Origin of the sequence: Pseudoduganella sp. RAF19 (genome assembly GCF_052114165.1) — a bacterium.
Lineage (GTDB): Bacteria > Pseudomonadota > Gammaproteobacteria > Burkholderiales > Burkholderiaceae_D > Rugamonas.
On record NZ_JBFREF010000009.1, the window covers coordinates 285,062 to 301,212 of the forward strand.

Annotated in this window: 13 protein-coding genes; 6 read left to right on the top strand and 7 right to left on the bottom strand. The window is 61.1% G+C overall.

The genetic code is table 11. The features are described 5' to 3' along the window. Window positions 1-4: 4 nt before the first annotated feature. The 4 genes from AB4Z19_RS23920 to AB4Z19_RS23935 all read right to left on the bottom strand — a co-directional run bounded on the left by AB4Z19_RS23920 (window position 5) and on the right by AB4Z19_RS23935 (window position 4,770). Complete coding sequence (locus AB4Z19_RS23920; RefSeq protein WP_442036215.1) at window positions 5-1,204, bottom strand: acetyl-CoA C-acyltransferase; 1,200 nt, start codon at window positions 1,202-1,204, stop codon at window positions 5-7. Further along, on the bottom strand, window positions 1,197-3,020 hold the full coding sequence (gene aceK / locus AB4Z19_RS23925; protein WP_442028263.1) for a bifunctional isocitrate dehydrogenase kinase/phosphatase: 1,824 nt from the start codon (window positions 3,018-3,020) through the stop codon (window positions 1,197-1,199). The genes AB4Z19_RS23920 and aceK overlap by 8 nt, the downstream gene beginning before the upstream one ends. A 91-nt stretch (window positions 3,021-3,111) precedes the next feature. Beyond that, complete coding sequence (locus AB4Z19_RS23930) at window positions 3,112-4,296, bottom strand: isovaleryl-CoA dehydrogenase (protein WP_442036217.1); 1,185 nt, start codon at window positions 4,294-4,296, stop codon at window positions 3,112-3,114. 69 nt (window positions 4,297-4,365) lie between these two features. Continuing rightward, window positions 4,366-4,770: a MerR family transcriptional regulator gene (locus AB4Z19_RS23935; protein WP_442028265.1), complete on the bottom strand. Its 405-nt coding sequence runs from the start codon at window positions 4,768-4,770 to the stop codon at window positions 4,366-4,368. Between the two features lie 48 nt (window positions 4,771-4,818). Here AB4Z19_RS23935 and AB4Z19_RS23940 point away from each other — a divergent pair, with 48 nt between their 5' ends. Together AB4Z19_RS23940 and AB4Z19_RS23945 are read left to right on the top strand one after the other, a co-directional pair. Continuing rightward, window positions 4,819-5,850, top strand: coding sequence for an MBL fold metallo-hydrolase (locus tag AB4Z19_RS23940; protein WP_442036219.1), 1,032 nt, complete (start codon window positions 4,819-4,821; stop codon window positions 5,848-5,850). Window positions 5,851-6,143: 293 nt separating this feature from the next. After that, window positions 6,144-6,554 (top strand): hypothetical protein, encoded by a 411-nt coding sequence (locus tag AB4Z19_RS23945; protein WP_442036221.1) that lies wholly within the window; start codon window positions 6,144-6,146, stop codon window positions 6,552-6,554. Between the two features lie 242 nt (window positions 6,555-6,796). On the opposite strand, the gene AB4Z19_RS23950 is transcribed toward AB4Z19_RS23945, so the two are convergent. From AB4Z19_RS23950 to AB4Z19_RS23960, 3 genes are all read right to left on the bottom strand, one after another. Beyond that, window positions 6,797-7,366, bottom strand: a complete 570-nt coding sequence (locus AB4Z19_RS23950) for a UbiX family flavin prenyltransferase (protein ID WP_442036223.1) — start codon at window positions 7,364-7,366, stop codon at window positions 6,797-6,799. Further along, on the bottom strand, window positions 7,366-7,683 hold the full coding sequence (gene grxD, locus AB4Z19_RS23955; RefSeq protein ID WP_442036225.1) for a Grx4 family monothiol glutaredoxin: 318 nt from the start codon (window positions 7,681-7,683) through the stop codon (window positions 7,366-7,368). The genes AB4Z19_RS23950 and grxD overlap by 1 nt, the downstream gene beginning before the upstream one ends. Window positions 7,684-7,873: 190 nt before the next feature. Beyond that, a complete protein-coding gene (locus tag AB4Z19_RS23960) occupies window positions 7,874-10,222 on the bottom strand; it encodes a Tex family protein (protein ID WP_442036227.1) in 2,349 nt (782 codons plus the stop codon). A 158-nt stretch (window positions 10,223-10,380) separates the two neighbouring features. Here AB4Z19_RS23960 and AB4Z19_RS23965 point away from each other — a divergent pair, with 158 nt between their 5' ends. From AB4Z19_RS23965 to AB4Z19_RS23980, 4 genes are all read left to right on the top strand, one after another. Continuing rightward, entirely contained in the window at window positions 10,381-13,488 is a 3,108-nt protein-coding gene (locus AB4Z19_RS23965; protein WP_442036229.1) for a DEAD/DEAH box helicase, read from the top strand. Window position 13,489: 1 nt separating this feature from the next. Further along, window positions 13,490-14,521: a PAS domain-containing sensor histidine kinase gene (locus AB4Z19_RS23970; protein ID WP_442036231.1), complete on the top strand. Its 1,032-nt coding sequence runs from the start codon at window positions 13,490-13,492 to the stop codon at window positions 14,519-14,521. Between the two features lie 87 nt (window positions 14,522-14,608). Then, a complete protein-coding gene (locus AB4Z19_RS23975) occupies window positions 14,609-15,289 on the top strand; it encodes a response regulator transcription factor (RefSeq protein WP_395404257.1) in 681 nt (226 codons plus the stop codon). 99 nt (window positions 15,290-15,388) lie between these two features. Then, window positions 15,389-16,087, top strand: coding sequence for a transposase (locus AB4Z19_RS23980; protein ID WP_442026276.1), 699 nt, complete (start codon window positions 15,389-15,391; stop codon window positions 16,085-16,087). Window positions 16,088-16,151 lie beyond the last annotated feature (64 nt).

Here is a 16,151-nt window from a genome sequence, read left to right on the forward strand (position 1 = left end):
GCCGTTACACCAGTTCAATGCCCATCGCGGTAGCTTCGCCGCCGCCGATGCACAATGCCGCCACGCCCTTCTTGCCGCCCTTGGCTTTCAGAGCGCCGATCAGGGTGATGATGATGCGCGCGCCGGTGGCGCCGATCGGGTGGCCCAGGGCGCAAGCGCCGCCGTGCACATTCACTTTGCTGTGCGGGATGTCCAGGTCGTGCATTGCAGCCATTGGCACCGCAGCGAAGGCTTCGTTGATCTCGTACAGGTCAACGTCGCTGGCTTTCCAGCCGGTCTTGGCGAACAGCTTCTGGATCGCGCCGATCGGAGCGGTAGTGAACTGTTCCGGCACCAGGGAGTTGGTGGCGTGGCCGGTGATCTTGGCGATCACGTTGGCGCCCAGCTTCTTGGCGGTGGATTCGCGCATCAGCACCAGTGCAGCAGCGCCGTCGTTGATGGAGGACGAGGATGCAGCGGTGATGGTGCCGTCCTTGGCGAAAGCAGGCTTCAGTGCCGGGATCTTTTCGACCTTGGCTTTCAGCGGGCCTTCATCCTTGTCGATCACCACGTCGCCGGTGCGGGTGGTCACGGTTACCGGGGTGATTTCCCATGCAAAGCCGCCGTTCTGCTGCGCCGCCTGGGCGCGCTTCACGGATTCGATGGCGAAGTTGTCCTGCTGTTCGCGGGTGAACTTGTAGGCGGTCGAGCACTGCTCGGCGAAGGTACCCATGGAGCGGCCGGCGCCGGTCTTGGCGTCGCGGGTGTAAGCATCTTCCAGGCCGTCGTACATCATGTGGTCGAACATCATGCCGTGGCCGATGCGGTAGCCGCCGCGTGCTTTCGGGATCAGGTAAGGCGCGTTGGTCATGGACTCCATGCCGCCTGCCACGACAACGTCAGCGCTGCCCGCGGCGATGGTGTCGTAAGCGAAGATGGCTGCCTGCATGGCGGAACCGCACATCTTGGACAGGGTTACAGCGCCGGTGCCGACCGGCAGGCCGGCCTTGATCGCAGCCTGGCGTGCAGGCGCCTGGCCCTGGCCAGCCATCAGGCAGTTACCGAAGTAGACGTGTTCCACGGCTTCCGGCTTGATGCCGGCGCGTTCGACGGCAGCCTTGATGGCCACTGCGCCGAGGTCATTTGCGCTCAGGCCGGCGAAGTCGCCCTGGAAGGCGCCCATCGGAGTACGTGCTGCACCGACGATTACGATTGGATCATTCATTTTCAATTATCTCCAGTAGTGGAGGCGCACTGGGCGCCGAAGTGGATGCTTTCAACAGATTGCGGAAACGGACGCTTTGCGGGTAAGGGAAAACGTCCTCAATGACGCCACTGGCGATGCGCTCTTTCTTCTCCTGCCACCAGGATTGAGTAAGCAGATCGGCGTGGTGCTTCATAAAGTATTTTCGGATTTTCGCGTTCCCGAGCAGGAACTTGCCAAACTGCTCGGGGAACACGTCGTGCTTTCCAATGGGGTACCACGGCTCGGAGGACATTTCATCTTCCTCGTTGCGGGGTTCGGGGATCACTCTGAATTGGCAGTCGGTGATGTATTCGATTTCGTCGTAGTCGTAGAAGACCACGCGTTTCTGGCGCGTGACGCCAAAGTTCTTGTACAGCATATCGCCGGGGAATATATTGGCCGCAACCAGATCCTTGATGGCGTTGCCGTATTCAATGATGCCGTGTTCGATAGCTTCTTCTTCGCCTGCCTGCTCGGCGTTGGTGAGCCAGATATTCAGCGGCACCATGCGGCGTTCGATGTACAAGTGTTTGATCACCAGCTGGTCGCCGTCTTCTTCGATCAGCGAGGGCGCATGGTGCTTCAGCTCCGCCACCAGCGATTCCGCGAAGCGGTGGCGCGGGAAGGCCACGTTCGAATATTCCAGCGTATCGGCCATGCGGCCCACACGGTCGTGGTTCTTCACCAGCAGGTATTTTTCCTTGATCTGCGCGCGCGTGGTTTCCTTCGGCGCCGGATAGAAGTCCTTGATCACCTTGAACACATAAGGGAAGGACGGCAGCGCGAACACCAGCATCACCAGCCCCTTGATGCCTGGCGCAGTCTCGAACAGGTCGGAGGAGTGCTTCAGGTGCTGCAGGTAGTCGCGGTAGAACAGCGTCTTGCCCTGTTTCTGCAGGCCCAGGATGGTGTAGATCTCGCTGCGCGGTTTGCGCGGCATCAGGCTGCGCAGGAACTGCACATAAGCCGACGGCACTTCCATGTCGACCAGGAAGTAGGCGCGCGTGAAGGAGAACAGCAGCATGATCTGGTCTTTGTCGGTCAGTACCGTGTCCAGCACCAGCTGCTTGTGGCGGTTGTGCAGAATCGGCACCACGAAAGGCGCCTCGCGGTTGCCGTTGACGACTTTGCCCACCATGTAGGCGCCCTTGTTGCGGAAAAACAGGGACGACAGCACCTGGATCTGCGCGTTCGGCTCCATCTGGCCGCCGAACAGTTCCGCGATGTGCTGCTCCACCAGCTGGATGTCGCGGTTCAGATTCGCGAACGCCGCGTTGAGCTGGAAGTTGGTGACGATGCGTTTCAGCGTGAACGTCATGCCGTCGCGCGTCGGGTAGTACACGCGGTAGGTCGGCGCGGCTTCGTCGGTCTCGATGTATTCGGTGGAGACCATCGGCCGCACGAAAATGAATTCGTTGTGGAAGTACGAGCGGTGCAGGATATTGCAGCACACGGAGTTGAAGAAAGTCTCCGCGCATTCCGGCTGCTTGTGGCCGGACAGCATGCCGATGTAGTGCAGCTTGAGTTCGCGCCACACTTCGTCGGTCAGCTCGGTAGGATCGTATTCGTCCTCCAGCATTTGCACGCATTCCTGCACGCGCTTGTCGTAGAAGCCGATGCGTTCGCGCGCCGCCTGCTGCGCCACCGCCCAGTCGCCCTGCTCGAAATAGCGCTTGGCGTCGCGGCTGGCCTTGCGGAACAGGCGGTAGTGCTTGTCGAAGCCATCGCGGATGGTGTGCGCGATGTCGAATGCGATTTGCGACGACAGCAGTTTCGGGAACGCGGCGTGAATCATTTTGGCCTCGTGTGTGGCATGCACGGCGGATCAATGATCCGCCCTACGCAACGCATCGTAGGGCGGGTCATTGACCCGCCGTGTGCCGCCATTACATCGTTTCGGCGAACAGCTCGCGGCCGATCAGCATGCGGCGGATTTCGCTGGTGCCGGCGCCGATTTCATACAGCTTGGCGTCGCGCCACAGGCGGCCGACCGGGTACTCGTTGATGTAACCATTGCCGCCCAGGGTCTGGATCGCCTCGCCGGCCATCCAGGTTGCCTTCTCTGCACTATACAGAATGGCGCCGGCCGCATCCTTGCGCAGCGCGCGCACCTGCTCCGGCGAAGTCGCGCGGTCGCAGGCCTGGCCTACGGCGTAGACATAGGCCTTGCACGCCATCATGGTGGAGTACATATCGGCGATCTTGCCCTGCATGAGCTGGAACTCGCCGATTGGCTGACCGAACTGCTTGCGGTCGTGGATGTAGGGGATCACGCTGTCCATGCAGGCCTGCATGATGCCCAGCGGGCCGCCGGACAGCACGGTGCGCTCGAAGTCCAGACCGGACATCAGCACATTCACGCCCTTGCCCAGGCCACCCAGCACGTTCTCGGCCGGCACTTCGCAGTCTTCGAACACCAGCTCGCCGGTGTGGGAGCCGCGCATGCCCAGCTTGTCCAGCTTCTGGGCGATGGAGAAGCCCTTGAAGCCCTTCTCGATCAGGAAGGCGGTCATGCCGCGCGGACCTGCTTCGATATCGTTCTTGGCGTACACCACCAGGGTGTCGGCGTCCGGGCCGTTGGTGATCCACATCTTGGTGCCGTTCAGCACCCAGCGGTCGCCCTTGAAGTCGGCGCGCAGCTTCATCGACACCACGTCGGAACCGGCGTTCGGCTCGGACATGGCCAGCGCACCCACGTGCTCGCCCGAGATCAGCTTCGGCAGATATTTCTTCTTCTGTTCTTCGGTGCCGTTGCGCTTGATCTGGTTCACGCACAGGTTCGAGTGGGCGCCGTAGGACAGGCCCACCGATGCGGAGGCGCGCGAAATCTCTTCCATCGCGATGATGTGGGCCAGGTAGCCCATGTTCGCGCCGCCGTATTCTTCACTGACGGTGATGCCCAGCAGGCCCAGCTCGCCCATCTTCTTCCACAGGTCCATCGGGAACTGGTCGGTACGGTCGATTTCCGCGGCGCGTGGGGCGATTTCGGCGGCGGCGAACTGCTGCACGGCCTCGCGCAGCGCGGCGATGTCCTCGCCGTGATCAAAAGTCAGGCCTGGCAAGTGGATCATGTCTTCCTCTATTTTTTGGATGAAGTGGTGGAGCGCCAATCATACGCTCAAGTGACGTTAACGTAAACGTCAAGTAGCTGCGCCTTGCTTCTCGGCAAGAGCTGCCAGCAGGCGTTTGCATTCTTCTTCGTGGGTAGCGATTTCGGACAGGGACATTTCGATGTCTTCGCGCTGCTGCTCCAGATTTTCGCGGTGCTGGGCCAGCACGCCGAGGAAACGCAGCATTTGCGCTTCGGTATCCTTGGGCGACTCGTACATATCGACCAGGCTCTTGATTTCAGACAGCGACAGGCCGATGCGCTTGCCGCGCAGTGTCAGCTTCAGACGGGTACGGTCGCGCGGCGCATAGACACGGTTGCGGCCGCCGGCGCCTTCGCGCGCGGGACTCAGAATGCCCTGGTCTTCGTAGAAACGAATGGCGCGCGGGGTGATGTCAAATTCGCGGGCGAGCTCGGTAATGGTGTAGGTCGGCATGGCGTACAATGGATTTCCGTTTACGTAACGTCAATCTCATTGTACGTCATGAACCCGCTCGAATCCCAGCTTCACTATCCTTTTGGCGACACTTTGCCTGCCGCCGGGACCGTACAGGAGGTGGCGCCCGGCGTTGGCTGGCTGCGCATGCCCTTGCCGTTTGCCCTGGATCACATCAACCTGTGGCTGCTGCGTGACGGTGACAGCTGGACCGTGGTGGATTGCGGGGTGGCTACCGACGCCACCCGTGCGGCCTGGGAGCAGGTGTTTGCCGGCGGCGTCACCTTGAAGCGCGTGATCTCGACGCATTGCCATCCCGACCACATCGGCTTGTCGGCCTGGCTCTGCGAGCGCTGGCAGGCGCCGCTGTGGATGACCGCCGGGGAATATGCCTTTGCACGCATGATGGCGGCCGGTCTGCCGGGCGTGGATGGCACGGCGGCCATCCCCCACTTCGAACGCCACGGCCTGGTTGACTCCGCCATGCTGGAAAAGATGCGCTCGCGCAAGAACTACTATGCTTCGCTGGTACCGGGGATTCCCGTATCTTATGTGCGCCTGCAGGATGGACATTCGGTGGTGGCAGGTAACCATGAGTGGCAGGTCATTGCCGGCTTCGGCCACTCGCCGGAACACGCTTCCCTATGGTGCAAAACGCGCAATCTGCTGATTTCCGGCGATATGGTCTTACCACGCATTTCCACCAATATGTCGGTATTTGCGGTCGAGCCGGAGGCCAACCCTTTGCAGCTGTATCTGGATTCTCTGAGCCGCTTCGCGCCGCTGCCGGAAGATGTGCTGGTGCTGCCTTCGCACGGCAAACCCTTCCGCGGCCTGCACACGCGAATTGCCCAGTTGCGTGCCCACCACACGGAACGCCTGGCGGAAGTGGAGGCGGCCTGCGTACAGCCGCGCTCGGCCGCCGAGATCGTGCCCCTGATGTTCCGCCGCGAACTGGATGCCCACCAGCTGAGCTTTGCCCTGGGCGAGGCGCTGGCCCATCTTCACAAGCTATGGCGGGATGGAATCGTGCGCCGCGAACAAGGGACGGACGGCATCATACGTTTCAGTAGTTCGTAACCGGGAACCGACTGTTCCCCTAATACCAGAGCAACTGCCGGACACATTTGGTGTTAGACTAATTTTATAAAAAAGGAATCGAATATTTCCGCGATGACAGCATAATTGGTTGCTATATTGCAAGTTTATTGTGCTATTAAAAGAAGCTTTCGCAAAATTTGATTCGGACGCACGGGAGCCTGAACAGAGTCACGCGCTGAGTCAATTGTTAATTATAATAATTCGGGTTTGTCACAATTGGTCAGATCACTGTAGAGACTGACATTCATGTCATGACATGAAATAGTGCAACTATGAATTCTTCTAATGAACGCGAAAGTTTTAGCCAGCGACTTCAGCAGGCTTTGAAAAACGCCCACTACTCCCCTGATAGCCCTACCAGGTTGGCAAGGGAGTTTAACATCCGTTTCGAGGGGAGGCCGATTACCGTCCACGCCGCCCGGAAATGGCTGGTAGGAGAGGCGATTCCCACCCAGGAGAAGCTGCGCATGATTGCGCAGTGGCTCGGCGTTCCTGCCGAATGGCTGCGTTTTGGCGGCCCCGAAGCAGCTCACCATAACGGTGAAACGAACGGTGCGAACGGCAACCGCTTCGAGTCGGCAGACGTCAAGCTGATCGCCGATTTGCAACGCCTGGATGAGCATCACCGTCAGATTGCGCGCGAATTTATTCGGATGCTTGTCCGCGTAAACTACCAAAAGTAACATTTGCCGACCGCTCCGGCACGATTGGAGCGTTGGCGAAAGCCATCGAAACGCGATCCGGGTTCCACTTATCCGGATCAGTGGTCAGAGCAGTTTTTCAAGCCCGTGCAGTGCCGCTGTGCACCCTCCTCAGGGCCCGGAAAACCCTTCCGGTGCGCCCTTGCGCACGTCCGCAGCCGCGGCGAGCGACAATACCACTTTATCTGCGAGCTCATTCCCGGCGCCGGGAAAGGCGCATGGCTTCAGGGTTTCAGCCCGTTCCAGCGTGGCGCCAGATCGTGGCGGATGCCAAACAGGTCGATCACGCGGGCGACGGTGTGGTCCACCATCTCGTCGATGGACTTTGGCTGGTGGTAGAAGCTTGGCAGGGGCGGGAAAATGACGCCGCCCATCTCGGTCACGGCCGTCATATTGCGCAAGTGGGCCAGATTGAAGGGCGTTTCGCGCACCATCAGCACCAGGCGGCGGCGCTCTTTCAATGTGACATCGGCAGCGCGCGCGATGAGGTTGTCCGACAGCCCATGGGCCACGGAAGCCAGGGTTTTCATCGAGCAGGGCGCGACCACCATGCCATCGGTCTGGAAAGAGCCACTGGCGATGCTGGCGCCGATATTGTCCTGTTTGTGGACGACATGGGCCAGCGCCTCGACTTCGCGGCGCGCCATGCCCGTTTCCTGGTGCAGTGTGAGCACCGCGGCATCGGAGACAATCAGGTGGGTTTCTACGCCATCGATCTGGCGCAGATGCTGCAGCAGCCGTACGCCATACACGGCGCCCGTGGCACCTGTGATGGCGACGACCAGGCGGGTCATTACTTGCTGCCGTCCAGCAGGGCTTTCAGTTCGCCGGACTCATACATTTCGGACATGATGTCCGAACCACCGATGAACTCGCCCTTCACGTACAGCTGAGGGATGGTTGGCCAGTTCGAATATTCCTTGATGCCCTGGCGCACTTCCGCGTCGTCCAGCACGTTCACGGTGGCGATGTTTTCAACGCCGCAGGCTTTCAGAATCTGGATAGCACGGCCGGAGAAACCGCACTGCGGGAACTGGGCGGTGCCCTTCATGAACAGCACCACAGGGGTGTTCGTCACGGTGTCTTTGATCCAGTTTTGCACGTCGCTCATATACTGCCTCTAGGGAAAAAATGTTCAGATGCCGCCATTTTACAAGGATTCCGGTGGCGGGGTCGGCGGCCTTCTTTAAAACCCGCGGCGCAACCCTGGTGGCTGCCACATCGTGGCAGCCACCTGTTTTACGTCCCTGGTTTTGGTCAGCGCCGAGGCGTAGGGCGGATCATCGATCCGCCGAGTTTGCTTAGCCGCGCAGCTTGGCGAAGGCGGCTGCCATCGAGCCCTGCACGGCCGGCTCGCGCGACTGCTGCTTCTGCTGCTGGCCCATGGCGCGGCGGTCGTTGCGGTCACTGCGCTGCTCGGGACGCGAACCGGCCGCCGGTGCGCTGTCCGTGAGGCGCATGGTCAGTGCAATGCGCTTGCGCTTCACGTCCACTTCCAGCACCTTGACCTTGACCACCTGGCCGGCTTTCACCACCGTGTGCGGGTCTTTAACAAACGTATTCGACAGTGCGGAGATGTGCACCAGGCCGTCCTGATGCACGCCGATGTCCACGAAGGCGCCAAACGCGGCCACATTGGTCACCACGCCTTCCAGGATCATGTCCGGACGCAGGTCGGAAATTTCCTCCACGCCTTCCTTGAAGGTGGCGGTGGTGAATTCCGGACGCGGATCGCGGCCCGGCTTTTCCAGTTCCTTGATGATGTCGGTCACGGTTGGCACACCGAACTGCTCGTCGGCGTACTTGGCCGGGGACAGCGATTTCAGCAGCTTGCCGTCGCCGATCACGCCCTTGATGTCCTTCTTGATATCGGCCAGGATCTTCTCGACCACCGGATACGATTCCGGGTGCACGGCCGACGCATCCAGCGGATTCTCGCTGCCATTGATGCGCAGGAAGCCCGCCGCTTGCTCAAAGGTCTTGTCGCCCAGGCGCGGCACGCTCTCCAGCGCGGCACGCGAGGCGAAAGCGCCCTTCAGGTCGCGGTAGGACACGATGCTCTGCGCCACGCTCGACGACAGGCCGGACACGCGCGCCAGCAGCGGCGCCGAAGCCGTATTCACGTCCACGCCCACGGCGTTCACGCAATCCTCGACCACGGCGTCCAGGGTGCGCGCCAGCTGGGTTTGCGAAACGTCGTGCTGGTACTGGCCCACGCCGATGGATTTCGGATCGATCTTCACCAGCTCGGCCAGCGGGTCCTGCAGGCGGCGGGCAATCGACACCGCACCGCGCAAGGACACGTCCAGCTCCGGCAACTCTTTCGAAGCGTATTCGGACGCCGAGTACACCGAAGCGCCCGCCTCGGACACCACGATCTTGGTCAGCTTCAGTTCTGCATTCTGCTTGATCAGGTCAGCCGCCAGCTTGTCCGTTTCGCGGGAAGCGGTGCCGTTGCCGATCGAAATCAGGGACACATTGTGCTTGGCCGCCAGCTGCGACAAGGTGTGCAGTGCACCGTGCCAGTCATTGCGCGGCTGGTGTGGATAAATGGTGGCAGTATCCACAACCTTGCCGGTGGAATCGACCACCGCCACCTTCACGCCGGTGCGCAGGCCCGGGTCCAGGCCCATGGTGGCGCGCTGGCCGGCCGGCGCCGCCAGCAGCAGGGCTTTCAGGTTGGTGGCAAAGACATTGATTGCCTCCAGCTCGGATTTTTCGCGCAGCGCGCCCATCAGTTCGGTTTCCAGGTGCATGAAGGACTTCACGCGCCAGGTCCAGCGCACGGTGTCGGCCAGCCATTTGTCGGCCGGACGGTTGGCGTGCTTGATGCCGAAGCGGGCGGCGATGCGGCTTTCGCAAGGATTATGGGGTGCGTCCCACTTTGGTTTTTCCTCTTCGGTGTCCAGGCGCAGGATCACATCCAGCATGCCTTCGCGCCGGCCGCGCATCAGCGCCAGGGCGCGGTGCGAAGGAATGGCCGACAGCGGCTCGGAATAATCGAAGTAATCGGCGAACTTTTCGCCTTCTTCTTGTTTTCCTTCAACTACTTTCGACTCCACTACGCCATGATCTTGTACATATTCGCGCAAGGATTGCAGCAGGGTGGCGTCTTCGGAGAAACGTTCCATCAGGATCTGGCGGGCGCCGTCGAGCGCGGCTTTGGCATCGGCCACGCCCGGGTTCTTGCCGTCGGCGGTTTCGAAAGCTTCGCGCAGGTATTTGGCGGCTTCCTCGTCCGGATTGGTGGACGGGTCGGCCAGCAGGGATTCGGCCAGCGGCGCCAGGCCCGCTTCGATCGCGATCTGGGCTTTGGTGCGGCGTTTGGGCTTGTACGGCAGGTACAAATCTTCCAGACGGGTCTTGTCTTCTGCGTGCATGACGGCATCTAGCAGCTCATCCGTCATCTTGCCCTGTTCGGTGATCGAAGCCACGATGGCAGTCCGGCGGTCTTCCAGTTCGCGCAGATAGCGCAGACGCTCTTCCAGCAAACGCAACTGGATGTCGTCCAGTCCGCCGGTCGCTTCCTTACGGTAACGGGCGATGAAAGGGACGGTGGCGCCTTCGTCCAGCAGGGCGATGGCAGCGGCTACCTGAATCGGCTTGGCAGCCAGTTCAAGGGCGAGTCTTTGTTCGATGGGAGGCAGCATGAGGGATTCCAAACAGTTAACCATGGAATCATACGCCATCCTTGGGGAGACTGGTCAATGCCCGCACAGCGTTAGAAGTTTCACAAACACAGGATGGTCGATGACGGATAATATTGTATGTTGCCGTTTTTGAACCGTTAAAAACATCAATGCGCCCAATGGATTTAACCCGCGACGAAGCCCGCGAAGCTCCTGCAGCTCCAACCCCTGTCCCGCCTCCTCCGCCGGGACAGCTACCCTATGCTGTTGCCACATGGCTACAGCGGGTAGATTCCGCCGCGCACCCGAAACCCAAGCTGGCGCCCATTGAGGCGGACCCGAAACAGACCAATTACCGTCTGATTTACGTGCTGGCGCCGACCAGCGGCGGCCGCCATGTAGCGCTTTGCCTGTACAAGGCGCGTCTGAAGCCGAACGGCGACGTGGCCGCGGCCAGCCCGGTGAGCGAGGTGTTTTCCCTGCTGTCCACCCCGCCCAGCTTCCTGGTGCCCGGCGATGACGACCTGATTCGCTTCTTTGTTGCTATGCGCAGCGGACCTAATTCCCAGACCGGGAGCGCTACCGAACCGCGCGGCAAAATTGGCGCCGCCCTGCTGCAAATGTTGTCTGAACAAGACAAACTGTTGTGGGCAAATTCCTGGTCGGACGTAGGAAACGGCCTGGTGTATCCGATGAAAGCCGGCGACAGCCGCGTCGCCAGCCTGGCCTGGCGCGAAGAAGGCAAGGGCCTGCGCCTGGGCTGGAAGGTGGATACCTCGCCCGAAGCGTCGCCGCATTCGGCCGACCAGATCGATTACATGCTGCCGACCGATCCGCCGTGGTATATCGACAACTTGTCCTGCGGCGTGCTGAACCTGAACCAGGGCGGCACCACGATTCCGCTGGCCGATTTGCAGGCGCTTGTTGCGCAGGCGCCACTGTTGATGCCAAACGACAAAATGCGCGTGTCGCAATTGCTGCTGGCCCACGGCTTGCAGCAGCTGATGCCGCTGCCGCAGCCGCTGCCGCAGCGCCTGCGCACCGACGTCAAGCCGCGTCCGATCCTGGCGCTGGATTCGGCCCAGCTGGCCGAAGGCAGCCTGCAGCGCTGGAACGATTACGCCGTGCTGTCCTATGACTACGATGGCGAGCGCGTGTCCTTCGACCCGTCGCAGCGCGTGGTACGCCAGCGTGGCGAAGTGACCGAAATCATCCAGCGCAATGAGGAAGCCGAAGCGGCCGCGCTGGAAACCCTGACCAATCTGGGCTTCCGCAAGCCGACCGCACTGCCCCTGTCCAGCGTGCGCGGCGGCCTGCTGCTGGCCAGCCAGGCCGACTGGATTCGCTTTGCCGAGTCCGGCATCGAAGAACTGGTCGCCGCCGGCTGGCAAATTGAGAAATCGCCCAAGTACCGCTACGACGTCACCACGGTGGACGACTGGTACGCCGAAATCGAGGAAGAGAAGGAAGGCGGCAACGCCTGGTTCGAACTGGAACTGGGCATTACCGTCAATGGCGAGCGCGTGCCGCTGCTGCCGGTGCTGGTGCAGATGATCCGCGCCTTCCCCAACGACTTCAACCAGAAGGCGCTGGCGGTGCACGGCGAGGAAGACCGTATGCTGGCTGCCCTGCCGGATGGCACCCGCGTCGCCCTGCCATGGAACCGTGTGCGTCCGATCCTGGCCACCATTGGCGAACTCTACTTCAGCGAGAAAATCCGCCACTCGGTACGCATGTCCTCGCTGGACGCGGCGCGCCTGGATGAGCTGGCGCGCAATGTCGATTTCCACTGGACCGGCGGCGAAGAGCTGCGCGAAATGGGGCGCCGGCTGAATCAGTTCTCGTCGGTGAAGCGAGTGCCCACTCCTGCTGGCTTGCAGGCCACGCTGCGCGATTACCAGACCGATGGTCTGTCCTGGATGCAGTTCCTGCGCGAATACGGCTTCGCCGGCATCCTGGCCGACGATATGGGCCTGGGCAAGACCGTGCAGACACTGGCCCACATCCTGGTCGAAAAAGAGGCAGGCCGCCTGAACCATCCCGCTCTCGTCATCGCGCCGACCAGCCTGATGAACAACTGGCAGGACGAAGCCGCCCGCTTCGCACCCGGCCTGAAGGTGCTGCTGCTGCAAGGTAAGGACCGCGCTGAGCTGTTCGATGAAATTCCGAAATCGGATCTGGTGCTGACCACCTACGCCCTGCTGCCGCGCGACGAGGAAAAACTGCGCGAGCACGACTTCCATTTGGTGATCCTGGACGAGTCGCACTACATCAAGAACACCCGCTCCAAGGCGGCCCAGAGCGCCGGCCTGCTGAAGGCCAAGCATCGCCTGTGTCTGTCCGGCACGCCGCTGGAAAACCACCTGGGCGAGCTGTGGTCGCAGTTCCACTTCCTGCTGCCCGGCCTGCTGGGCGATGAGAAGAACTTCAACAGCCAGTTCCGCCATCCGATCGAACGTCAGGACGATCCGCAGCGCCGCACGCTGCTGAATCGCCGCATCAAGCCTTTCCTGCTGCGCCGTACCAAGGACAGCGTGGCGAAAGAGCTGCCGCCGAAGACGGAAATGGTGCGCAAGGTGGAACTGTCGGGCGCCCAGCGCGATCTGTACGAAACCGTGCGCCTGGCGATGGATCAGAAGGTGCGGGAGGAGATCGACCGAAAGGGCGTGGCGCGCAGCCAGATCGTGATTCTGGAAGCGCTGCTCAAGCTGCGCCAGGTCTGCTGCGATCCGCGTCTGGTGAAATCGACCAAGAAGGCCATGTCCACCGGCTCGGCCAAGCTGATCGACCTGATGCAGATGGTGGAAGACCTGCTGGAAGAAAAACGCAAGATCCTGGTGTTCTCCCAGTTCACCTCCATGCTGGAGCTGATCGAGGAAGAGCTGGAAGCGCGCGATATCCCGTACGCCATCCTGACCGGCGAAACGCGCGACCGCGGCGCCCAGGTGGCCGCCTTCCAGCAGGGCGCCGTGCCGATCTTCCTGATCTCGCTGAAGGCGGGCGGCGTCGGCCTGAACCTGACCGCGGCCGATACCGTGATCCACTACGATCCATGGTGGAACCCGGCGGCCGAGAACCAGGCCACCGACCGCGCCTGGCGAATTGGTCAGGACAAGCCGGTGTTCGTCTACAAGCTGATTGCCAAGGGCACGCTGGAAGAGAAAATCCAGATCCTGCAACAGAAGAAGTCCGATCTGGCCCAATCCGTGCTGGCCGAAGGCGAATCGCAGAAGATGGCACTGACCCAGGAAGACTTGCAACAGATCTTTGCCCCACTGCAGGATTGATATGCTAAGCGCCGAACACTACCGCCAGATTCTCGACAATAGCAGCGATGTACACTGGATGCTGGATTGCGACAGTGGCAAGCTGATGTACGTCAGCCCTGCCGCCGAGCGTGTTTTCGGCTTCAACCCGGAGCGCGCGCAGCAAGTTGCCTCCCAGCTGCTGTCCGAGCTGCCGGCGCGGTTGGAAGCCTTCACTTCGGGCGACAGCACCCAGCGCCACCGCACGCGCGAGGCCGAGTTTGAAGGCCGCGACGGTGTCATGATTCCGGTCGAGATCGAATCGACCCTGGTGCCGGATGTGGGCAGCGGCGCGATCCGCTTGGTGGGCACGGTGCGCGATGTGCGCGAACGTGCCGAGCGCGAAAAACAACAGAAGAAGTTTGCGTCCATGGTGTCGCATGAGTTCCGCACGCCGCTGTCGACCATCGACGGGGCGATCCAGCGCCTGGAAATGACGTCGGGCAATGCGGATGAGGCCACCAAGAAACGCTATCGCAAGATCCAGACTGCCGTGGACCGTCTGCTGGAGCTGATCAACGAATATCTGTCCCCGGAACGCCTGGCCAGCATTGGCCGCAAGCGGCAGGCGGATGAGATTTCGCCCGAAGCGCTGCTGGAAACGGCGGCGGAAGCGGCCCGCTCGCGGCGTCAGGCTATCACGGTGCAAGCGTTAAACATGCCTCAATGGCTACGTTGCGACCCCCAAGGAATGCGGCTTTGTCTTGATATCCTCCTCGATAACGCCATTAAATACACTAAAGACAATATTGCTATAGAATTAAAGGCTAGCAAGGCGGCAGAAGGGGGCGTAGAGTTTCAGGTAACGGACTACGGCGCGCCCATCCCGGAAGACGAGCTCAACAGGCTTTTCGAAAAGGGATTCCGCGGCCGCGCAGCAGCCAGCCAACCGGGCTCCGGACTCGGTTTGTATATGGCAAAAGCGGTGGTGGAGGTTCACGGCGGCACGCTGTCAGTGGAAAATTTGCCTGAAAGCGGCAAGAAATTTCGGATTTGGCTGCCGATCGCTGCATAAGTCTTGCGCTGTGGTTAATCACCCGTGATAATTCTTTAACGCAAGCCCCAGAATCCGGCGAGCTGTTAACTGAACAATGGCGCATCAATGACGCAAATACTGATTGTGGAAGACAACCTGGAATACGCCGAGGAAATGGCGGAATTCCTGACCGAGCTCGGTCACGGGGTCCAATCCACCAACAACGCCCAGGAAATGTGGTCCGCTCTGGCTCAGGGCACCATCGGCGTTGTTATTCTCGACCTCGGCTTGCCGGATGAGGATGGCTTTGACGTCATCCCGCGCATGCGCCAGCTCTACCCGCAGATTGGCTTGCTGGTATTGACCGGCCGCGTCGCCTTCGACAGCCGCATTCTCGGCCTGCGCCTGGGCGCCGACCATTATCTGACCAAGCCGATCAAGTTCCCCGAGCTGGCCGCCCATATCGAGGCGCTGAACCGTCGCGTTGGCCCGCAGGAAGCGATTCCTGTGCCCAGCAAGTGGACGCTGAAGGTTGCCGCCCGCCAGCTGGAGCTGCAGGGCCAGGCCATCACCCTGACCGAGAAAGAGTGCAATTTCCTGCACTTGCTGACCATTAATACCCGTCCGGTGCCGCGCCAGGTGATCGTGGCGGGCATTGGCGGCGATGATCCGGATGCGGGACGCCGCGTGGACATGCTGGTCTACCGCCTGCGCAAGAAGGCGCGCAGCGGCCTGGGCCAGGATCTGCCACTGCGCAGCGCCTACGGCGAGGGCTATAGCCTGTCCGCCAGCTTCAATCTTTCCTGATAAGGGAAAATAGGGACAAAGCCGATCGCCAATTCGCGTGGCTGAAATTAAATGGGGACAGGGTAAAATGGAACTTTCCATTTTGCCCTGTTTTTGTTTATGGCCCGCCTTCCCCGCCTCATCGTCCCCAATCAGCCTCACTACCTCATCCAGCGCGGCCTGAATGGCCAGGCCGTGTTCTGCGATGCCGACGATTTCGAAGCCTTCCTGGGCTGGATGCGCACTGCCGCGCGCCAGTACAAGGTGGCCGTCCATGCCTACACGCTGTTGCCGAACGAGCTGCACCTGCTCGTCACCCCATCCGACGAGGAAGGTTTGGGCGCCATGATGCAGTGGATCGGCCGCTATTACGTCCCCTTCTTTAATCAGAAATACTCCCGCGCCGGCACCCTGTGGCAAGGGCGCTACAAGACTTCTGTCGTGGACGCCGAGAATTATTTGTTGTCCTGCAGTCGCTACATCGAATTCGCCGCCGTGCGCCTTGGGCTGGCTGGCGGGCCGGAACATTACCCCTGGTCCAGTTATCCGCACCACGCAGGCCTGAAGCCGGACGGGGCGGTGACCGACCATCCGCTGTACTGGGCGCTGGGCAACACGCCATTCCAGCGTGAGGCGGCCTATATCGAGCTGGCCAATCGGGGACTGGGCAGCAACGAGACGAAAGCTATCGAGGCGGCCGTGCTCAGGGGCTGGCCGCTGGGCTCGGACAAGTACAAGGCTGAGCTGCAGCACCGCATGAAACGCCAGGTGCTCCCGGCCAAACGGGGCCGTCCATTCAAATCAAAACCTGAGGCGTAAAGCGGGTGGCAGGCACGATGTGCCTGCCAGCAGGTCTTCGCCGTGGGTTTTCAGTGACTATGTC

Excerpts from the sequence above, each read along its gene's own strand:
- AB4Z19_RS23965 (WP_442036229.1), top strand. The coding sequence starts at position 10,381 with ATGGATTTAACCCGCGACGAAGCCCGCGAAGCTCCTGCAGCTCCAACC.
- grxD (WP_442036225.1), bottom strand. The coding sequence starts at position 7,683 with ATGAGCGACGTGCAAAACTGGATCAAAGACACCGTGACGAACACCCCT.
- AB4Z19_RS23935 (WP_442028265.1), bottom strand. The coding sequence starts at position 4,770 with ATGCCGACCTACACCATTACCGAGCTCGCCCGCGAATTTGACATCACC.
- AB4Z19_RS23980 (WP_442026276.1), top strand. The coding sequence starts at position 15,389 with ATGGCCCGCCTTCCCCGCCTCATCGTCCCCAATCAGCCTCACTACCTC.
- AB4Z19_RS23975 (WP_395404257.1), top strand. The coding sequence starts at position 14,609 with ATGACGCAAATACTGATTGTGGAAGACAACCTGGAATACGCCGAGGAA.
- AB4Z19_RS23970 (WP_442036231.1), top strand. The coding sequence starts at position 13,490 with ATGCTAAGCGCCGAACACTACCGCCAGATTCTCGACAATAGCAGCGAT.
- AB4Z19_RS23960 (WP_442036227.1), bottom strand. The coding sequence starts at position 10,222 with ATGCTGCCTCCCATCGAACAAAGACTCGCCCTTGAACTGGCTGCCAAG.
- aceK (WP_442028263.1), bottom strand. The coding sequence starts at position 3,020 with ATGATTCACGCCGCGTTCCCGAAACTGCTGTCGTCGCAAATCGCATTC.
- AB4Z19_RS23950 (WP_442036223.1), bottom strand. The coding sequence starts at position 7,366 with ATGACCCGCCTGGTCGTCGCCATCACAGGTGCCACGGGCGCCGTGTAT.
- AB4Z19_RS23920 (WP_442036215.1), bottom strand. The coding sequence starts at position 1,204 with ATGAATGATCCAATCGTAATCGTCGGTGCAGCACGTACTCCGATGGGC.
- AB4Z19_RS23940 (WP_442036219.1), top strand. The coding sequence starts at position 4,819 with ATGAACCCGCTCGAATCCCAGCTTCACTATCCTTTTGGCGACACTTTG.
- AB4Z19_RS23930 (WP_442036217.1), bottom strand. The coding sequence starts at position 4,296 with ATGATCCACTTGCCAGGCCTGACTTTTGATCACGGCGAGGACATCGCC.
- AB4Z19_RS23945 (WP_442036221.1), top strand. The coding sequence starts at position 6,144 with ATGAATTCTTCTAATGAACGCGAAAGTTTTAGCCAGCGACTTCAGCAG.